The 19749-nt window shown below is 49.8% G+C and carries 17 protein-coding genes; all 17 read left to right on the forward strand.

What is annotated here, in order from left to right:
• Nucleotides 1–6: 6 nt before the first annotated feature.
• The 17 genes from BM181_RS02925 (at nt 7) to BM181_RS03005 (ending at nt 19709) form a co-directional block, all read left to right on the forward strand.
• Nucleotides 7–930 (forward strand): glycosyltransferase family 2 protein, encoded by a 924-nt coding sequence (locus BM181_RS02925; protein ID WP_075442325.1) that lies wholly within the window; start codon nt 7–9, stop codon nt 928–930.
• Nucleotides 930–2177 (forward strand): autotransporter strand-loop-strand O-heptosyltransferase, encoded by a 1248-nt coding sequence (locus tag BM181_RS02930; protein ID WP_075442327.1) that lies wholly within the window; start codon nt 930–932, stop codon nt 2175–2177. Before BM181_RS02925 ends, BM181_RS02930 begins: the two co-directional genes overlap by 1 nt.
• On the forward strand, nt 2174–3454 hold the full coding sequence (locus BM181_RS02935) for a glycosyltransferase family 9 protein (RefSeq protein ID WP_075442329.1): 1281 nt from the start codon (nt 2174–2176) through the stop codon (nt 3452–3454). Before BM181_RS02930 ends, BM181_RS02935 begins: the two co-directional genes overlap by 4 nt.
• A 20-nt stretch (nt 3455–3474) precedes the next feature.
• The gene (locus BM181_RS02940) at nt 3475–4452 is read left to right on the forward strand and encodes a glycosyltransferase family 2 protein (RefSeq protein ID WP_075442331.1); all 978 of its coding nucleotides are present in this window, start codon (nt 3475–3477) and stop codon (nt 4450–4452) included.
• Complete coding sequence (locus BM181_RS02945; protein WP_082336130.1) at nt 4449–5672, forward strand: autotransporter strand-loop-strand O-heptosyltransferase; 1224 nt, start codon at nt 4449–4451, stop codon at nt 5670–5672. The genes BM181_RS02940 and BM181_RS02945 overlap by 4 nt, the downstream gene beginning before the upstream one ends.
• Nucleotides 5656–6459 carry an FkbM family methyltransferase gene (locus BM181_RS02950; RefSeq protein WP_177207152.1) on the forward strand — a complete coding sequence of 268 codons (804 nt, stop codon included), beginning with the start codon at nt 5656–5658 and terminating at the stop codon, nt 6457–6459. The genes BM181_RS02945 and BM181_RS02950 overlap by 17 nt, the downstream gene beginning before the upstream one ends.
• Nucleotides 6456–7604, forward strand: coding sequence for a glycosyltransferase family 2 protein (locus BM181_RS02955; RefSeq protein WP_075442334.1), 1149 nt, complete (start codon nt 6456–6458; stop codon nt 7602–7604). Before BM181_RS02950 ends, BM181_RS02955 begins: the two co-directional genes overlap by 4 nt.
• Nucleotides 7605–7612: 8 nt before the next feature.
• A complete protein-coding gene (locus BM181_RS02960; RefSeq protein WP_075442335.1) occupies nt 7613–8959 on the forward strand; it encodes a glycosyltransferase family 9 protein in 1347 nt (448 codons plus the stop codon).
• On the forward strand, nt 8956–10125 hold the full coding sequence (locus tag BM181_RS02965) for a DUF5672 family protein (protein ID WP_075442336.1): 1170 nt from the start codon (nt 8956–8958) through the stop codon (nt 10123–10125). The genes BM181_RS02960 and BM181_RS02965 overlap by 4 nt, the downstream gene beginning before the upstream one ends.
• A gap of 17 nt (nt 10126–10142) precedes the next feature.
• Nucleotides 10143–11282, forward strand: a complete 1140-nt coding sequence (locus BM181_RS02970) for an FkbM family methyltransferase (protein WP_075442337.1) — start codon at nt 10143–10145, stop codon at nt 11280–11282.
• Nucleotides 11283–11296: 14 nt separating this feature from the next.
• Entirely contained in the window at nt 11297–12523 is a 1227-nt protein-coding gene (locus tag BM181_RS02975; protein WP_075442338.1) for a glycosyltransferase family 8 protein, read from the forward strand.
• A gap of 18 nt (nt 12524–12541) precedes the next feature.
• Complete coding sequence (locus tag BM181_RS02980) at nt 12542–14125, forward strand: glycosyltransferase family 2 protein (protein ID WP_075442339.1); 1584 nt, start codon at nt 12542–12544, stop codon at nt 14123–14125.
• A 14-nt stretch (nt 14126–14139) separates the two neighbouring features.
• On the forward strand, nt 14140–15357 hold the full coding sequence (locus tag BM181_RS02985) for an autotransporter strand-loop-strand O-heptosyltransferase (RefSeq protein ID WP_082336132.1): 1218 nt from the start codon (nt 14140–14142) through the stop codon (nt 15355–15357).
• A gap of 3 nt (nt 15358–15360) precedes the next feature.
• A complete protein-coding gene (locus tag BM181_RS02990) occupies nt 15361–16479 on the forward strand; it encodes a glycosyltransferase family 4 protein (protein WP_075442341.1) in 1119 nt (372 codons plus the stop codon).
• The gene (locus BM181_RS02995; RefSeq protein WP_075442343.1) at nt 16479–17453 is read left to right on the forward strand and encodes a hypothetical protein; all 975 of its coding nucleotides are present in this window, start codon (nt 16479–16481) and stop codon (nt 17451–17453) included. The genes BM181_RS02990 and BM181_RS02995 overlap by 1 nt, the downstream gene beginning before the upstream one ends.
• A 28-nt stretch (nt 17454–17481) precedes the next feature.
• Nucleotides 17482–18618, forward strand: a complete 1137-nt coding sequence (locus BM181_RS03000; protein ID WP_082336133.1) for an FkbM family methyltransferase — start codon at nt 17482–17484, stop codon at nt 18616–18618.
• Between the two features lie 233 nt (nt 18619–18851).
• Nucleotides 18852–19709: an Rpn family recombination-promoting nuclease/putative transposase gene (locus tag BM181_RS03005; protein WP_075442347.1), complete on the forward strand. Its 858-nt coding sequence runs from the start codon at nt 18852–18854 to the stop codon at nt 19707–19709.
• Nucleotides 19710–19749 lie beyond the last annotated feature (40 nt).

The following is a 19749-nucleotide window of genomic DNA, read 5'->3' on the forward strand; positions in this document are numbered from 1 at the left end:
GCTAATATGGTTAACATATCTGTAATTGTGCCGATTTATAACAAGGTCCAATATTTGCAGCGGGCTATTGACAGTATACTGGCACAGACTATGCAGAATTTTGAAATATTGCTCATCGACGATTGCTCTACCGATGGCAGCTATGAATTATGCCAGTCCTTGTACGGAAAGCAAGAGCGGGTGCATTTATGGCAAAATGTGGAAAACATGGGCGCTAGTGCTACGCGCAATGCTGGTATTGAAGCAGCGTGTGGCCGGTTTATCGCTTTTGTTGATGCCGATGATGTACTTCACCCCGATTATTTGAAGCGGATGTATCAAATGGCATTGCGGGAAAATGCCGATATCGTAGCGGAGGGCAGCGGAGAAACTACGGGGCCTTTAGGACTGGAGATCCCATTGGCCCAGCGTGCCGAATATGTCTGGCAAGGCAAGTATAGGACAGCCTGTTATCAGAAGTTGTTTTCACGTGAGTTGATTTTACGTAGCAATATCCGGTTTCATCCCATCGTATTCCTTGAGGATGTTTTGTTTTCTATCGAAGCGCTATTGGCAGCGAAACGGTTTGCTTTACTGCCGGATACGCTGTATGAAATCATTGAGACCCCGGAATCCATCACGCGTGGGGATTTGCTGGCGAAAGCTCCACAATATGTGGATTCCGTGGTAAAAGCTATCCGTTTTCTGTCTGACTATATGGAGTCCATTCCTGATTTAGCGGCAGATAAGGGAAGTAAACAGATATTATTCGTATTTATCATGCAGTTATCGTTATTGTCGCATTTTTATGATTTGACCAAACAGCATTCCCTGGAGGCAATCAATGAGCAGATACGGCCGGTTATGGAAAAAGAATTTGGTGAGAACTATCAATATGTGACGTTGCTGCTGGACTGGTGTATGAATAAAAACAGGAAGGAGCAAGAATAATGGAGATGTTTCCGTATCCCATCCAGTATTTCCCTTGCCGCAAATATTCGGAAAAGCAGCAGGAATTGATGGAAGAAAACAATCGTATATTTTTTAATGAAATGCATGTTCATATGGGAGCTGTAGCTGGCGATACGGGCATTGACGGGTTGAAGCTGGATTTCCGCAATGGGCTTCGCTTGCAGGTCCCCGCAGGGGATTATCATGTGCGGATAGCAGATGCCGAAACTGGCACGGTGTATTTTGATGAAGATGCAGCCGAAGTCATCCTGGTATCGGAGGAAAAATATTATATCCCGTGGTTTATCGAGGTCTTTAACGCGGGGCAGAAGGTGTTTGAGCATTGCTTTGATCCGACAGGGCAGCGTATCCATATTGGCGTTGTCAGTACGGCTATGGGCGACACGATTGCCTTCTTGCCTGCGGCTGTTATGTTTGCCAAGCAGTATCAAGCGAAAATCTCGATTGATGTCCGTGAAAAGTGGCGGGAGTTTATCCAGTGTGCCTATCCGGAGATTGAGCAATGCGAGAAAATTCCCGAGGATACTTATGCGGTTTTCTGGCTCGTAATCGGTTTTGATGATCCGCATTTTATCCCGACGGATGGACGGCGGATTCCGATGCGGGCATCGGCGCAGTATATTCTCGGACAGGATTGTATCGCACCGCGTATTCCCTGGAAACCGCGTAAACTGCGGACAATCGCAGAACCTTATGTGTGCATTGGCGTGCAGGCTTCGGGCGTAGCTAAGACCTGGCAGTGGCCAAATGGCTGGGACGAAATCGTGGCGTATCTGAAACAACTCGGCTATCGGGTGCTGTGCATTGATCGCGACAGGGTTGTAAGTGACCAAGGCATCACTGTAAAGATGCCAGCGGGCGCCGAGGACTTTACGGGCAATATTCCACTGGCTGAGCGGGCTGATATGCTGGCGTATGCCGATTTTTTCATCGGCCTTGGCAGTGGCCTTTCGTGGTTGGCCTGGATGGCGGGGTGTCCTGTTATCATGATTGCTGGCTTTTCGGCAGTTTGGTATGAATTCCCGGAGGTTTATCGGGTCATGAATCCCCGCGTATGCAATGGCTGTTTCAATGATGTCCGTGTTCATTTCTTGCGGAAAATTTGCCCGTATCATGAGCAGAAGAGTCCGCATTATCTGGAGTGCCAGCGTCAGATTGCTCCGGTAATGGTGAAAAAAGCTATCGATCGTTGCCGGCAGGAGCATAAGAAGGAGTTGCTGCAATGAGAGAACATGCTTTGTCTTTAGCTGGGGAACAGCTAGTGCAACTGGCCATGGATGTGCATCAGCTTTCCGTCGCGAAGCTCAAAGCGCTGATGGAGCCGGCTTTTGAGCAGGCAGGTCTGCGCAAACAGCAGGCTGGGGCAGTGAAGTCAATATTGGTGTTGTTATTCGATGCGGTAGGCGATACGGTGCTAACGACAGGCTTTATGCGGGAGCTGCGACGCGCTTATCCCCAGGCGTATATTGCTGTGCTGGTGCGGTCTGGTGTGGCGGAGCTTTGGGAATTCTGTCCGTATATCAATGAACGTATTTTGTATGATGAGCGCCGCTTTCAAGAGAATCAGCGGAAAGCTTGGCAGGAGCTAGTGGCACTTGCAGAGGAGCATCTTTGGCCAAAGCAGTTCGATGTATGTATCTCAAAGCTTTGGGGCTGGGCGCAGCTGCGCAATGAAATCCGTCTGGTGGAATACTTAAGTGGCGCCAAAGAACGCGTGGATTTCAGCAATACAGTGTTCAATGTCTATGGTAATTTCGAGGCAAAGCCTGATTTTGCAGAGGAACTGCTTACTAAGCCGTTGGTAAGTCCGCCAGAATGTATGCATGAGGCCGAGCGCATTTTTTATGTGCTGGAGGCGCTTGGGCATAAGCCAGCCGATACCAGCATGGAGTTTTGGTATAGTGCGGCAGATTGTCAGCGGGTTAAAGATTTGCTGGCTGGGCAGCAGAAAGCAGAAGTAATTTATGTTGCGCTAGGTCTTGGCGCGGGAACGCTAAATCGCAAATATCCGCCGACTTTGTTGGCTAAAGCGCTGAATACACTCAAAGCGCGTTATCCGGAATTGTGCTTCGTATTGCTGGGGGGCCCGTCGGAACAGCAGGCAGCGGAGCAGCTTCAAGAGGCTTTGCCAAAAGGCGCAGCTGTGAATCTGGCGGGCAAGACAAGGTTGCGGGAGACTGGTGCGGCAATAGACCTATGTGCTATGTATATCGGCAACGATACAGGCACATTGCATATTGCGGCGGCTCTGCAGAAGCCAGTGCTGGCTTTTTTCCGCGATCCGTTGGACAAGGATGATTTCCTGCCGGGGGTATTCAGTGGTTTTCATCGTTTTGCCCCGTGGCAGGTGCCCTATATTGCCCTGCGACCGGATAAGGCGATCGGTGCGTGCAAGGATGAAATCATCTATGGTGGCTGCTGCGGCAAAGAGGCGCATTGCATTACGACGATTTCACCCGATGAGGTCGTGGCGGCTTTTGAATTGCTGGTAAAGAATACGTGAGGAATAGTATGAGAGCTCCAATGGTATCGGTTATAGTTCCTGTTTACAATGGCGAAAAATATATCCGGGATTGCCTGCAAAGCCTGCTGACCCAGACGCTGCAGAATTTTGAACTTATCGTTGTCGATGATGCGTCGACAGACCGCAGCGGGGAAATCTGCGCGGCTATGGCGACGACTGACAGCCGTATAAGGCTTGTGCAGCTGCAAGAGAATTCCGGGGCCGGTATGGCACGCAATCGGGGAATGGAGACCGCCATAGGACGCTTCTTGACGTTTGTGGATGGCGATGACGTCGTTGAGCCAGAATATCTGAAGACACTATACGCGCAAGCAATACTGCATAATGCAGATGTGGTTTCAGGTGGTAGTCAGGAGTATCGCTTGCAGAAGGATGGTTCATACCTCTTGTATGATTTAGTACGGTTGACAGATTCGGTATGGATTATGCCAGAAAATGTTTTATTGCGTATTGAGGCAATGCTGGAAAATCGAACCAATGTTGCGTCATGGGGCAAGCTTTATCGGCGGGAGCTTATCGAAAAATATCAACTGCACTTTGATGATATGCCAAACTTTGAAGACTGTCTGTTTAATTTTCTATGCCTTTATTATGCCAAACGCTATGTGTTTATTTCCGCCACGGACTATCACTATCATGTGCGGGAGCAGTCGTTGTCACGCGGACAGGATTTGTCTAAGATAAAGCAGTACTGGCTGTCGGGGATAAAGACATTATTGGCCTGCGAGCAATGGATGGCAGGGATGGAGCTTTTCCAGCAGAATCCGGAGCTCAAGCAGCGGATAAAAGCTTATTTTTTCGGCATCTTCCTAAAGCGGCATATGCTGCCTGTCTCTAAGTGCTATTCCTTGGAACAAATCAATCAGGAAATCGGTCCATACTGTCAGGAATACTTTAAGGAACAGCAGGACTTTGTGATGTTGTTGCTGGATTATTGTGTGATGCAACAATATCAGCTTAAGGATGAAGAAGAATGAAACCAATCGTGTTTTTTAGTGCTGCGCAAAATGAAATGAATGAATACCATCAGGCGCTGTTAGTCCGGCTGATGGAAAAGGCTGGCGAAGTCAAGGGGGAGACTGGCATCTCAGGCCTTAGGATTGATTTTAATTTTGGGCTGCGTCTTGAGGTGCCAGCGGGGGATTTTGCCGTCCGCGTGAGCGACAGTGAAAGCGGCCAGGTGTATTTTGAGGGAGCGGTCAGCAATCAGCTACTGGCTTCCATGGAAAAATATTATATTCCCTGGCAGGTAGAAGTCTATCAAAGTGGCAGCATGGTGTTTGCGCATCGCCTGGATGTCACGGAGCAAACCGTATACTTCTATCTCGGCAATGCTTTGGGCGATATGCTGGCGGTTATGCCTTACGTTTTGGCCTTTCAAGAAAAATATCATTGCCGGGTTGTCTGCGAGCGGCAGGAAAATTTCGCGCCGCTGTTTGACGTCTGTTGGCCGCAATTTCCCATGGTGGAGAAACTGCCAGAAGATGCCTATGCGGCCTTTGTGCTGGGAATCTTTCAGAATGCCCCCATTTTATCGCCAACGGATGCGCGTTCGGTGCCGCTCACGCAGCTTGGCGGTGTTCTGTTGCATCTGCCGGTTGTGCCAAGGAAGTTGCAGCTTACGGCTGCGGGGCGGAATCCCTTAATAGAAGAGCCTTATGTATGTATTGCTACCCAGGCTTCGGGGGTCAATAAGTGCTGGCATTATCCGCAGGGCTGGAAAATCATCATCAAGCGGCTGAAACAGGCAGGCTATCGCGTGCTTTGCATCGATGGCGATCGGGAACTGCGACAGGGGAGTTATCATGTGGGGATTCCTAAAGGGGCCGAAGATTATACGGGACGGCGGCCGCTGGATGAACGCCTGGCACTGCTCAATGGGGCGGCCTGCTTCATTGGCGTGTCGAGCGGGCTTTCCTGGCTGGCCTATGCGGCAGGGACGCCGGTGGTGATGATCAGCGGCTTTACCCTGCCGTCAAATGAATTCTTTACGCCGTATCGGGTCATCAACTATCAGGTCTGTCATGGCTGCCATAATGACTTGCGCGTTGACGATAAGAATTATTTTTGCCCGTATCATCAAGGGACGGAGCGAGAAATGGAATGCTCAAAGGGAATTACGGTTGAATATGTATGGCAGAAGATAAAGTATTGCCTGGAAAATGGTAGGGAGGATTGGGATGAAAAGTGTGAATAAATGCATTGATTTTCGTTATGGGAAAATAATGTATAATGCTTTGGATCAGTATGTTGGTAAATCGTTGGAATTGTATGGTGAGTATTCGGAATCAGAAGCACGTATTTTTGAGTTTTTTATTCAGCCAGGAGATACAGTGGTTGAAGTGGGCGCTAATATCGGTTCCCATACGGTACATTTAGCGCAGTTGGCTGGCGATAATGGCACTGTATGGGCATTTGAACCGCAACGCTTGGTTTTTCAGTTGCTGGCAGGAAACATCGCTATAAATGGTCTTACCAATGTATATTGTGAGCAGAAATGTGTTAGCGATCGGCCAGAGACGGTGTTGGTTCCTGTGCAGGATGTTGGCACAGAAGTGAATTGGGGCGGCTTGTCGTTGGAGCATACGCAGACGGGAGAGCCGGTACCAGCTATAACATTGGATTCTCTTTCCCTATCACGGTGTGATTTCTTGAAAATAGATGTGGAAGGGATGGAGTTGAATGTATTAAAAGGAGCTGCACAGACGATAAAAAAATGCAGGCCAATCATCTATATGGAGGCAGATCGTCCGGAGAAGAAAGATGCCTTGCTAGCCTATACAAAAACATTGGGATATCGGATTTATGCGCATAATGCGCCTTTGTATAATGAGGATAATTATTTCCATAATCCGAATAATGTTTTTGTAGCTTCGATACCAGTGGCAGAAGATACGATTGCCAAGGTACCGATGGTATCGGTGAATGTAATTTGTGTGCCGTTGGAGTCTCCGATTCAAATCAATGGAGCAATTGAGCTATGAGAAAAACAAGTATTGTAATACTTAGCTATAATACGCTTTCGTATACGCAGTTTTGTATCGAAAGTATTCGCGCTTATACGAGAAAAAATAGCTATGAGATTATCGTGGTAGATAATGCTTCTACGGATGGTTCGTTGGAATGGCTCAAGGAGCAGCTCGATATAAAACTCATCGCCAATACGGAAAATGTTGGTTTTCCAGCCGGCTGCAATCAAGGCATGAAGGCCGCCGCGCCAGGAAATGATTTATTGCTGCTCAACAGCGATACGATTGTGACGCCACACTGGCTGGATAATCTGCAGCAGGCACTTTACAGCGGGAAAGATATCGGCGCGGTCAGCTGCGTGACCAATAACTGCAGCAATGGCCAGTCGATTGCGGTGGATTACCAGACCGTAGAGGAACTGCAGCAGTTTGCAACAGGATACAACCACAGCGATGCGCAGAAGTGGTACAGCTGGCCAACATTGGTTGGTTTTTGCTTCCTGTTGAAACGTGTGGTATACGATAAGATTGGCGGTATGGACGAGCGTTACTCGCCGGGAAATTACGAGGATGATGACTATTCGTATACAATCCGTCAGGCAGGTTACCGGCTGCTTTTGTGCGCCGATACGTTTATCCATCATTTCGGCAGTGCCTCATTCAAGCAGGCACTTGATCCTGAGCAAGCCAAGGCCAGACAGGAACGCTTTGCCAAAATTTTACAGGCGAACGAAGCAAAATTCATGCAGAAATGGCAGGTATCGCCAGACCATAAAGTATTCCATGGGATTACGGATGTGCTGCAGCCAGAGGATGCAGGCAAGCATGTTCTGCTGGTACGCTGCAGTGTGGGACTCGATTTGTGCAATTTGAAGCGCAAATATTCGCAGCTGCACCTTTCTGGAGTGGTACTAAATGTTGCGGATAAGGCGAACGCCGTGCAGGATTTTCCTATTCGCTATGTGCCCCAATGGGAAAATATCAGTGCTGCGATTCCCGCAAGGCAGGATATTATCCTGGTACTGGGCAATGTGCGGACGATTCCGGACAGCAAGCAGGTGCTGGAAAAACTTGCCCGGCGCTTAAAACCGCTGGGGAAACTCTATTATTATGATGAGCAGCATTCGTATTGTGAGCAGCGCAATGTAGAGGATGCTTGAATACAGGGATGGTGATAGATATGCGGGCGATTGAGGATATACAGCAGGGCATCGCGATTTATGAAGAACAGATAAAGCAAACGAAGGAATTTAATACGCATGATTTTATCCAATATATGGAACCGTATTTTGTGCGGTATGGGGATCGTACGGCAATGCCAGAATCGCCGCGGAATATCCTGATCATTCATGATGCGGGCGTGGGGGACTTCATCAATCTGTCGCCATGCTTGCGGGCCATCCGCGAGCATTATCCGATGGCGCATATCGTGCTGGTACTTTTCCCGCGTGCGTTGGCCTTGGCTGAGGCCTGCCCCTATGTGGATGAGGTAATACCAAATCTGCGCCAATGCTGGTGGGATGATTTTCTATCGCTTTACGAATGGAATCAGGACTTTTGTGCAAAGCTCCTGCCCTATCATTTTGATTTGGCGTTTGTGTTTCCGCATTATGGCAGTGCGGTGCAACTGGCGTATCTGAGCGGCGCAAAGGAGCGGGTGGCTTATGACATCAGTCGTGTGCAGAAGTCATCCTTTTGGCATGGTGACATACCCTATGATGTGGTGGAGCCATTTATTAATCGGTCTGTTCCTTATCGCAGTGAAAACACTCATGCGACAGACCGTTATCTCGGGGTACTGGATGCATTCTGGGGGCAAAAGGTAAAGGCGCGCGAGACAGAAGTCTGGTGCTGTCCTGAAGATATAAACTGTGCAGAGGAAATCCTTTCTGATTGGCTGGTGGAGCAGTATCCGCTTTATGCCATCGTCATGGGTGGTGAGGGAGCGTACAAACGCTGGCCGCCAGAAAAATATGCGCAGCTTATACGGCTTTTGCAGGAAGATTATCCTGTTTTGCGTTTTGTGCTGCTTGGTGGCGGTGCAATTGATGAGCGGGAGGTACAGCGCTTCTTGCAGGTATATGGTGAGCTGCAGGGCCGGACAGACGCTATCCGGAATCTTGTCGGCAAACTAACCTATTGCGAGACCGTTGCGGTTATCGATAAGTGTGAGGCCTATATCGGCAATGATACGGGCAATATGCATTTGGCAGCAGCCTTGGATAAACCAATCTTGGCTCCTAATTGTTTCCCCGCAGAGTTTCCGTTGGGGCCTGATGATATACCGACGATTTTTGCTCCCCGTCAGACGCCAGCTGTATTCATTCAGCCAGAAAAGGCTTTGGAGGATTGTAAAACGAAGCGCTCCGAATATGGGTGTTCTAATGCTAAGGAGGCGCATTGCATTGTTCAGATCAAGGTACAGGCAATGCGGAAGGGGTTTGACCTTTTGCGGGCGCGCTGCAATAGCGGTCAAAATGGAACAATATGTGTGAATCAGGAGACGCTTTTATGATGCAGAAACAATTGGCGGCTGTTGTAGTACCAGTTTATAAGCAGGCTTTAACACCTGTTGAAATCGTAGCCTTGCGGCAGCTGCGCAAGGTGCTGGGCCATTATCCGCTGTGCTTTATCCACCCGGAATCCATGGAGCCGGATTATGGGGAACTGGGGGCAGGTATCGCTGCCGAAGCCTTTGATGATGTTTATTTCCAGAGCACTACCGGTTATAGCGCCTTACTGCTGTCGGCGGAATTTTATGACCGCTTTGCCGCTTATGAATACGTGCTGATTTATCAGCTTGATGCCTTTGTGTTTGCTGACCGCCTGGCGGAGTTCTGTCAAATGGGCTATGACTATATCGGTGCTCCTGTACGGCGGCTGATACCGCTGTGGCATGCAATCGGCGCGCGGGTAGGCAATGGCGGCTTTTCCCTGCGGCGCGTAGCGGCTTGCCGGGCGATGATTCCTATCTGGCAAAAGATGTGGGCTGACGACCATCCTTGGAGTGGGGAACTGCTGGACTGTGAAGACGCGTTCTGGGGGTATTGCGGGAAAAATCCTCAAGTGGATTTCAAGGTGCCAGATGTGAAAACAGCCCTGGAGTTTGCCGTGCAGGAAAACATCCAGCATGCCTATCCGCGCATGCTGGCTGGTTGGCGGCCATTCGGCGCGCATGGCTGGAATAAGATGGATGCAGCCTTTTGGGAGCGTATCCTTGCGCGTGAGGGCTATCCTTTGAAGGGGCTTATCAGTAATGATTTTGGCCGCAGGGATATCGTGCGGAAATGGCAGGTGCACCAGCAGGCGAATCTGCCGCGTGTCTATGGCTGCTGGCAGCGGAAGGACTTCCGTGGAGCACTTGATTTGATGCTTGACTATTTGCAGCAGTATGATGAAGGGCATAAAACCTGGCAGCAACAGACGTATGATTTATTCCAGCTGTGGCATATGGCAGAAGGAAGCCGCGGTCGGGCGGGTATTATCAGTGACTTATTCCAGCAGACTATTGAGGAGGCCATAAGGCGCACCATTGCGGCCGGGAACTTTACGTCACTTCAGCTCTGGTGGGGCGACCGGCTGGTAAAGCGGTTGGCTGCACAGCAAAAGCATCGCGACGGTACCGCCTTGCGGGAAATGCTGTTGTTAGGCCATGAGGCCGAGCGCCGGGCAGGATTGTAATTAAGGAGTTGATGACAGTGAAGGCACGCATAATCTTATGGGATATGGACGGCAACGGGGAAAAGTGGTTTGAAGAAAATATTCAGGCAGAACGCGTAGAACTGGTGCAACGAATACCTTCTGGTGAGAATAATATTCAACTGAGTGATGATATCGATTTGTTGTTGATTGCTAGCAGAGTCATAGACAGCAATATCGTAAAGCTGTTGGATAATGTTGGTTTCCACAGTGATAGAGTGGTATTCATTTATGAGATGATTAGTTGGTATGAGAAGTTTGATTTAGCGGTATTCTTGCTCAAGGATAATCCTGGTGGCATGAGGCGATTGCTTTTTTGGTATCATGAATGCAGTGCTAAGGATTATTGCAGTTGTAAGGCCGAAGAGCTTACTTTTATAGCTTCGGTGGATGATAAGGTAATCATGCCGACAATGATGCGTGATGGGCAGGTTTGGTCGGCGGATGAAATGCATTTGTTTTATAAACTGGCCCATGAATATTATGCACTTCGCGATGATACGCCAGGCTATTTCCTCGATTTAGGAGCCAATATTGGCACGACGAGTATATATTTCCGCAAAAAGATTGATACGAACGTTGAGATAATCGCATTTGAGCCGGACGAGCGCAACAATAAGCTGCTGCAGATTAATATGCTGCTGAATGGTTTGGTAGGTGAGGCCTATGTTGAGGCCTATGGTTTATCCGATCGACGGGAAAACAAGGAACTCTACTATGATGAAAACAACCCAGGTGGAACGAGCTTGGTTCGAAATAGCGGTGGCACGGCCACAGAGGTGCCGTTGATTTCGTTGGATGAATACTTTGAGGAAAGCGGCCTCGATGATGCTAAAATCAAGTATATATGGATTGATACGGAAGGTTTTGAGCCCTTTGTCGTGGGCGGTGCAATGAACATCCTGAAGAAGCGGGCTATTCCGTTGTACATGGAATTCAATCCCTATTGGTGGAATAAACAGGGGCTTTTGCAGACTATGGTGGACTATCTGCGTGAGGCAGGATATACAAAGTACATCCTGATTCAAGAGTATATGGAGGGAAGAGAGGCGATTTGGCCTGTTGATTCACTCGTAGCTTTTAAGGATGTTGGCCCCAATCGCCTGTGGGATATTTTCTTGATAAAGGGCGAGATATAAGGAGTATAGGAACAATGATTGATGTTTGCTATGCGATAGCGGATGAAAAGGGGACCTACAGCAAGTTCCTGGGAACGTCGCTATGGTCGCTTTGCCAGCAGCATGCGGCGAAGGATTTGCATATCCATATATTGCACGATGGGACGCTGCGGGAAAAAGAAAAGCAGAGGTTTCGCCAGGCGGCCATGCATTTTGGCCAGCAGCTTTCGTTTTACAATGTGGAAGTGCTGGCAGCGGCGGAGCTTGACTATTTGCGGCAGGAATTACCTCAGGCTGGGGTATCGCGTTATACTTATGCGGCCTTTTACCGCTTGTTGGCGGCACGGTTATTGCCGCCAGCAGTGTCGCGGTTTATTTATTTTGATGCCGATACCGTAATTCATATGGATATCGCTGGTTTGTGGCAGGAGAGCCTGGAGGATTATCCGCTGGCTGCGGTAGCAGAGTATGATGAGGCAGGAGATCCGGCGGATAATCCGATGGTGGCAGCAGGCTGGCTGGATGGCCGTGATTATTTTAACTCCGGGGTATTGCTTGTAGACCGTGAGAAGTTTTTGGCGCAGGGCGATATCCTGCGGGCAGGCATCAAGCGGTTAAAACAGCTCGAAGGATTTGTGTTTTACGATCAGGATATCCTCAATGCATATTTTGCTAACGGCTATAAACATTTGAATATTGCCTATAATGCGTTTGTGCCAGCTTTGCAGTTTCGTAAAATCCAGCAGTTGGTACCCGCAGTTTATCATTATGATGCGGGAAGTCTCGGTTTGCGGGAAGACGACGTCTATGATCGGCTATTCTATACGGTGTTTTCCCAGACGCCATGGTGCGACGAAGACTTCCTCTATCGCTGTTTTGCGCAGATGGAGCGGCAACATGATATCGATCTGGAGCTGGCGCGGCAGGTATTCAGCGTTGCCAGTCAAAGGCAGCGGATATTTTGCGCCAATGAAGCCTCACAGAAAGCGATTCAGGAACTTTTCAATTTGGGAGGGAAGGATCGTTACCTTACGATGCGCAGTGATATGGATTGGGCGGGACGCCTGTGCCAATATGAGCGCGTAAGTCCTGCGGGACGCAGGCTCTACATCTTGTTTTCGGGACAGTATGAGAAAATAAAGCAGGAACTTTTAGCGGCAGGTTGGCAGGAGGGGCAGGATTTTATGGATGGTTGGCTGCTTCTGCCGGAGAAATACAGCGGTCATCTTTTCCGTTCACCAGCACTGATCCGTAATCTATAAACTGAGGGAAGGAAGATCATGATGCAGATAGCGGTAATCTCGATGGTACGCAACGAAGCGGATATCATCGAAAGCTTTGTGCGCCATGCCGCAAGCTTTGCGGATAAACTTTATATAGTAGAGCATGCCAGTACGGATGGTACCTATGAGATCCTGCAGCAACTAGCAACAGAGGGCTTGCCGCTCAGTGTGCAGCAGTTTTCCGAATCGGAGCAGGCACAGGCTGAGATCATGACAGACCTGATGGAGCAGGCTTTTGCGGCGGGGGGAGACTTTGTTCTGCCGCTTGATGCCGACGAATTCCTGCTGCCCGATGGAGAACAGGATATGGCCTGGTGCCGCGAGGCGCTGCTTTCGGTCTGCAAGCCAACGGATATTTATCAGCTGCCATGGGTTACTTACCAGACGGCAGAAGAATATCATGGCCAGCAGTTTATCCTGGCAATGGAAAGCCAGCGAGAAAGCCAGTCCGAAGAACTCGGGAAACTTCTCTTGGGGCGTGAGGCTTGGGAAAAGACAAGTTTCCGGCTGAGCCAGGGGAACCATCATGCCTTGCTTCCTGGGGCAGATGGCTGGCAGCGGCTGAAACCTTTGCCGCTAAATGGCGTCCATCTGGCACATTACTCCTGGCGCAGCAGCGAACAGGCGGCGTCGAAAGTCGCTGTGGGGTGGCTGGCCAATGTGGCTAAATACTCGCGGCAGACGAATCTGGCCAATCATTGGCGGCAGGGATTCTATCGGCTGCTGGCAGGCGAAAAAATGATTCGCCCGCTGTTAAAACATGGTCAGCCGGCGCGGATTGCCCCCTCTTGCAAGGCACGGCAGCTCGTGTATACGAAAGCACAGCGCGGTGAAGTGGTATTACTGCGCAATGTCTTGCTGGCGGCTGAACAGCTGGCCAATGCATATAGTGAGCAGCAGGCTGCCAGTGAACAGCATAAGGTATCGCTCCTGCTGCCCTATCTTGGAGAGCAGGAGCCCTTTCAGCAGTCCTTTGCCAGCGTGGTGGCGGAGGATTATCCGCAGGTGAACCTTATCGTATTCCCGTTGGGAGAAACAGCAAGTCGTGACGATTGGCTGCTCGGATTCTTGGAAGAGCAGTCGGAAAAGACCACGAAGGATATTATCTATCTGCAGGAGCAGGGAGATATTCTCTGGAAGGATTTATGGGAGTCCGCAGATGGTGAATTCATCCAATGGGTATTTCCTGGCGATATTTTAGCGAAGCATAAAATACAGCCGATGGTTACGACGCTGGCGCGTCATGGCAATATCAATTTCGTGCTGACGAATAGTCTGGATCATCCTGCTTTGCAACCGGCAAAAGCGCAGGGCACTTTGGTGGATTTGCAGCTGCCAGATGGTTTTGCCATCGGTGATGGCAATGTCTACCGGCAATATCTGCAAGAGCACCAGGCACTGTTGACGGGCGGTTTGTCCGCGCCTTTGTTCCGGCGGCAGACGATGCAGCGGTGCGGGTTTTGCCGGGATTTCCTGCAGGGCGGTGTGCCGCAATGGCAGGAGCTTTGGCAGGCCGTGCTGCAGGATGCCATCATTGGCGCGATGGATACTCCGTTGGTGGAAATGCATAGTCAGCTGTAGAAGGGGGTTGCAGGATGCACTTATGGCCGGTATTGTATTTTTATTCGGGCGTGAAGGATTTTACCGCCGAAGACAGCGGGATCTTTGTACGTTATGATGAATTGGCAGGGACGGTCAAGGGGGATACGGGCATTGAGGGATTAAAAATCGATTTCAATGCCGGTGTGAGGGTGGCAGTTCCTGCTGGCGATTGGCAGGTCAGGATTACCGATGCGGACAGCGGACAGGTGTTTTTCGCGGATCAGGTGTCAGAAACGGTGCTTATCTCCATGGAGCAGTATTTCATCCGCTGGCAGATTGAGATTGCCAAAGATGGTGAGCTCGTTTTTTCGCATACGTATGATGCGGAGGGGCAGGTGGTCTGCTTTGACCTGGCAGATGATGTGCTCGGCGATATCATCATGCTGCTGCCCTACCTCCGGGCCTTTGTGCAGCAATGGAAATGCCGTGGCGTGATTCTCGATAAACCGGCATTCCGCGAGATCCTGGCAAACTACTATCCAGAATTTACCGTGGTGGAGGAATTTCCTGAGGATGCCTACGCGACCTACCATATCGGTGCCTTTCAGACGCCACCCTTTCTGATGCCGGACGACAGCCGGTCTTTGCCTGTTTCGTATATCGGCCGGGAATTGTTGGGGCTGTATCGGGCGGTAGAGAATGTTATCTATGAGCCAACCCAGCCGCGGGCGATAGGGGAGCCCTATGTCTGTATCGCGGTGCAGGCCTCGGGGGCACGCAAATGCTGGCTGTATCCGCAGGGATGGGACGAGGTCGTTGCCTATCTGAAACAGCTGGGGTATCGTGTACTCTGCATCGATCGTGAACGGGTGACCCATACGGATGGCATGACCATCGAGATGCCAGCTGGTGCCGAGGATATGTCGGGCTCTTACACGTTGATGGATCGCGTCAATATGTTGGCCTATGCAGACTTTTTTATTGGCCTATCAAGTGGCTTGTCGTGGCTGGCCCATGCAGCTGGGTGCCCAGTGGTGTTGATTAGCGGCATATCGCTGCCCTATTCGGAATTCGATACGCCCTGCCGCGTGCAGAATCGGCAGGTCTGCCATGGCTGCTATAACGATTTGCGCGTGGACTGGCGGGAGGATAAATGTCCCTACCATAAGGGAACCGCGCGGGAATACGAATGCTCGAAGAAAATCACGCCCCAGATGGTTATCGGGACAATCGAGCGATTCTGTAAGGATATGCGGGGAAAGCAGGAGTGAGTTATGGCTGGGAAAAGACGAGGGATTTACAGTATTGCCCCCAATAATGGCTGGAACGATCAGCAGCTGACGAAGAACTGCGGGATTGTGCCATATCTATTTCACAAGAGATATGGCTATCGGGCGGTGATGGTTGGTACACGTATGCAGGCGGAGTATCCGTCTTTGGAACGCTATATACAGGGGGTGGAGATGGATCTTCTGCCAGATGCAGAATGGGAGACGGAATGCCGGTATCTCCTTGAAAATTATCAAGATATGGATGTACTGGTCCTGCATGGCTTGTTTCCCTTTTATTTTCCCATCCTGCACCGTTATCGTGAGCTACGTCCTGATGGCAAGGTTTATTTGGAGCTCGATCCCAATTCCTATTATGAAGACACACTGGAATGGACACATCCCGCCTTTTTGCGGTTCCTGCAGGAATGTGATGTGATAGGGGCCAGCTGCCATCGCATGCAGAAATGCCTGGGACAAAAATGGCCCTGCGTGGTGGAATACCTGCCCAATGGCTTTTACAACTTTGACCAGCTGGATATGGCGGTAGACTTTGAGCAAAAAGAAAAGGTTATTCTGACCGTGGGCCGGATCGGCTCTGCCCAGAAGCGTAACGAAGAACTGCTGGAAGCTTTTGCCAAGGTTTATGATAAGCTGCCGGATTGGACGGTGCGCTTGGTAGGCAATGTGGAACCGAATTTTATCCAGTGGTTTGAGGATTTTTGTCAGCGCTATCCGCAAATCGGCCGGCAAGTGGTGATGACGGGGCCAATCTTTGAGAAAAAACAGTTGCTGGCGGAATATAAACGGGCGAAAATCTTTGCACTGACCTCGGTCTTTGAAGGTGGTACGCCCAATGTGGTGGCGGAAGCTCTATACAGTGGCTGCTATATGGTTACCTCGGACATCGATGCAGCCGATGATGTCATCGACGAAGGCCGCTGCGGGAAAAAGTACGAGCGGGAAAACATTGCTGCGCTGGCAGATATCTTATATCAGGTATGCCGGGATGAAAATCTTATGAGGCAGGGAGGCGAGCGGGCTTTGGCCTATGCCAAAGAAGAATATGATTTCGAGAAAATCATTCAGCACCTATATTGGCTGCTTTTCAAAGAGGTGGGATAATGGCTGATCAGGCACGGGAATATTTCCGTTATTATGGGGAAGCAATAGAGGGCGGCAAAAAGCTATTGCTCGATACCTTTGACCTATATAGCAATCATAGCGCTCTGCCCATGCATACCGTGGGGGAGGATGGCGCTGCGGTTGACTTCGTACTGGACCGGGAAATAAAAAAACTGCTGCATTCACTGGAAACAGCTGTCAGCGACAGCTCCCTGCGCCAAGGGTACCAAATGATAAATTTGATGCTGGCAGCTTTTTGCTTGCGGAAATACAAGCCGCTGAAACTATTGCATCTAGGCGGCAGGACTAGCGCAGGATTCCTGGGCTTTTGCCAGCTGCTGCCAAAATTCCACCCGGATAACCGTATGTATTGGCTGACGCCAACATGCAGGGAAGAGCGGGCAGATTGCATCTGCATGACGATGCCCTTTGAAGAACTGCTTCTGCCACAGAAAACTTTTGACCTTATCGTACTCGATGATACCGATGAATACCTATTGCCCTCTCTGAAGGAGCATCTATGGCTGTCCCTGCGGCCTGAGGGGCAGCTAATCCTCCTGTCCCGGCGCAGGGAAATGCAGCAGGCATTTAACGGTAAAGGAGCAGAAACGTATTTAGCAGGTGATGGCTGGACGGTAAGTCAAAGCACCATAAGTGCAGCCGAACATGAGGCTATGGCGGCTGATACCTGGGATAGTGCTGTGAAGACTATCCAGCAGGAAGCCATAGAGCGCATACAGCTTGTGCAAAGGGAAGTGACCGTAGAAGGAGCAGATATCGATGCCCTCTTGCAGCTGGCAGATGAGGCAGAGCAGTTTGTCCTGCTGATTTATGCCTCCTTGCCGAGTCTGGAGGTCAAATACCTGGCCAATGAATGGAAACGGGCTTTGCTCGACTATCGGTTAGGCTGGGGGCAGGTGGATAAAATCCAGCAAAGCGGCAATGCGTTGCTGCTAGAATTGAAAATCGCATAAGGTTGATATGGATTGAAGGGGGATAACGATGAAGGATTTTCTAACAATGGTCAAGAAGTTGTATTATCGCAACTATGAGGATTCGATGGAGGCAATCAAGGAACAGCAGATTCCCTGTGCCTATTTTTATCCTATGGAACCATTCGAAGCTGGAAACATCGACGCAGTGCGGGAATGGGGCATGAACGTAACGACAATCTGCACTTGGGATAAACACCTCGCACAAATCGATTATCCTGCCTGCCGTGTCGTTGGACTGAAAGAATTCCTGGCAGATCCGCAGGGCGTGAAAGTCATGCTGCTGCATACCCAGATGTGGCTGCCCGTGCTGGATAAGGTCTTAGCTCCTATCGGTGTAGATTCTATCAATTTGGGCCATCTACAGGACGCCATCAACATAAGGGATTTTATGTTTGACAATTTGCCAAAGCTTTATGAAACCTATGCCTGCCTTGGTCAGGAAGAATCGAAAAAAGCCTATCTGGCCGCTGTGGCCGGTAATGTATCCTGGCAGGTACGGGACTATCACTTCGCACCGGAACCACAGTACATGCTCGAAGGCTTCATCCCCCAGGAAAATGACATAGCGATTGACGGCGGTGCCTATGATGGCGGCACGGCTAGACTATTTGCCTCCCTGGGGGCGAAAGTCTATGCCTTTGAGATGGACAGGGAAAACTATCAGGTATGCCAGGAAAAAGCCGAGAAATACGGTTTCGTTGTCGAAAACATGGGCCTGTCCAATGCAGAATCCGACGCGCATTATCATCGAGGCGGCACGGCCAGCTGCAAATTGGACCACGGCGCGGAAGTGGCGCACTTCATTTCCATCGACGCCTATGTCGAGCGGGCTGATTTGCCAAGGGTGGACTATATCAAACTCGACGTCGAAGGAGCCGAGCAGGAAGTGTTAGAAGGTGCAGCGGCCTCCATTCTGAAATGGAAGCCCAAGATGGCCATCAGTGCCTATCATCGGCCCTATGACCTATGGGCACTGCGCGAATACGTCTCCGCCCTCTGCCCAAGCTATCGCTTCGAATTCCGCCACTATCCAATCGATGTCACGGACTACTGGCTGTCGGAGCAGGATAAAGCCCTGCTGCGTGAATATGGGCTGGGGTATAAGATACCAACGTCCTGTGAGACGGTGCTGTACTGCTATTGAGGAGAAATGAAAGATACAGGAGTGTGTTATGGCGGCATATACGTGTGATAGCGCAGTGAAGACTATCCATCAGGAAGTCATACAGAGCATTTAGATAGTGCAAAAGGAAGTAATTCTAGCAAAAAGGTAATGCGTTGTTATAGAATTGCAAATATACGTCTAACCTGCGGGTAAATCTTGCCTTTTCCGAGGCAAAGGCATAAAATAGAGACAAGAAACAGGAGGAAAAAATCATGGCAGGTTTTCGTATCAATCGAACAAATGATGCGGTATTCAAGGCGGTTTTTGCTAAGCACCCGCAGATAACGCTGGCTCTGATTAACGCCTTTTTCGAGTTTCAGGGTACGGAGCTTATCGAAGACATAGAATTTATTGACCGGGAAATGGACGCCGACGAATATGAGGGCAAGGAATCCCGGCTGGACATTTTGGGCCGCACGGCTTCCGGCACCAAGGTCAATATAGAAATGCAGGTCAACTCCTTGGCCGCCATGGGCGAGCGTTCCGTTTACTATTGGGCACGCAACTACGCTGATCTGAAGCGGGGCGAGGAATACGACCAGTTAAGCCGCACCGTGGCCATCAACATTTTGGGCTTCAACCTGTTTGACGGCAGTAAATATCCGGATATGCACAGCTGTTTTGGTATCTATGATGTGAAGACCAGCTGCCAGCTGACGGATAAATTGGAAATCCATTTTCTTGAACTTTTGAAGTTCAAGAGCAAGAACGTGAAAGAAATGAACCGCATGGAGAAATGGGCCGCCTATTTCTCCCCCAGTACTCCTGATGAGGAGCTGGCAGAAATCGCCGCCAGCGAAGCGGCAATCCAAGAAGCGATGGAGGTGGAAGACGTGTTCACCAAGGACGAAGTGGCCAAACGGTCCTATGAAAAAGCAGAAAAATTCCGCCGTGATCAGGCGGCACAGTTGAAATATGCTGTCGAGGAAGGTCGCAAAGAAGGAATAAAGGCTGTAATTATTACGCTTAAAGAGCTCAATGTTGACAAGGCAACGACCATCGATAAAATCATGACACGTTTCAACCTTGAACTGAATGTGGCCCAAGGATATGTAGAAGCAAATTGGTAAATGACAAAATAAACGCCAAGCGGGCGGTTTGACAAGTCAA

The sequence above is a fragment of the Pseudoselenomonas ruminantium genome, assembly GCF_900113715.1.
Lineage (GTDB): Bacteria > Bacillota > Negativicutes > Selenomonadales > Selenomonadaceae > Selenomonas_A > Selenomonas_A caprae.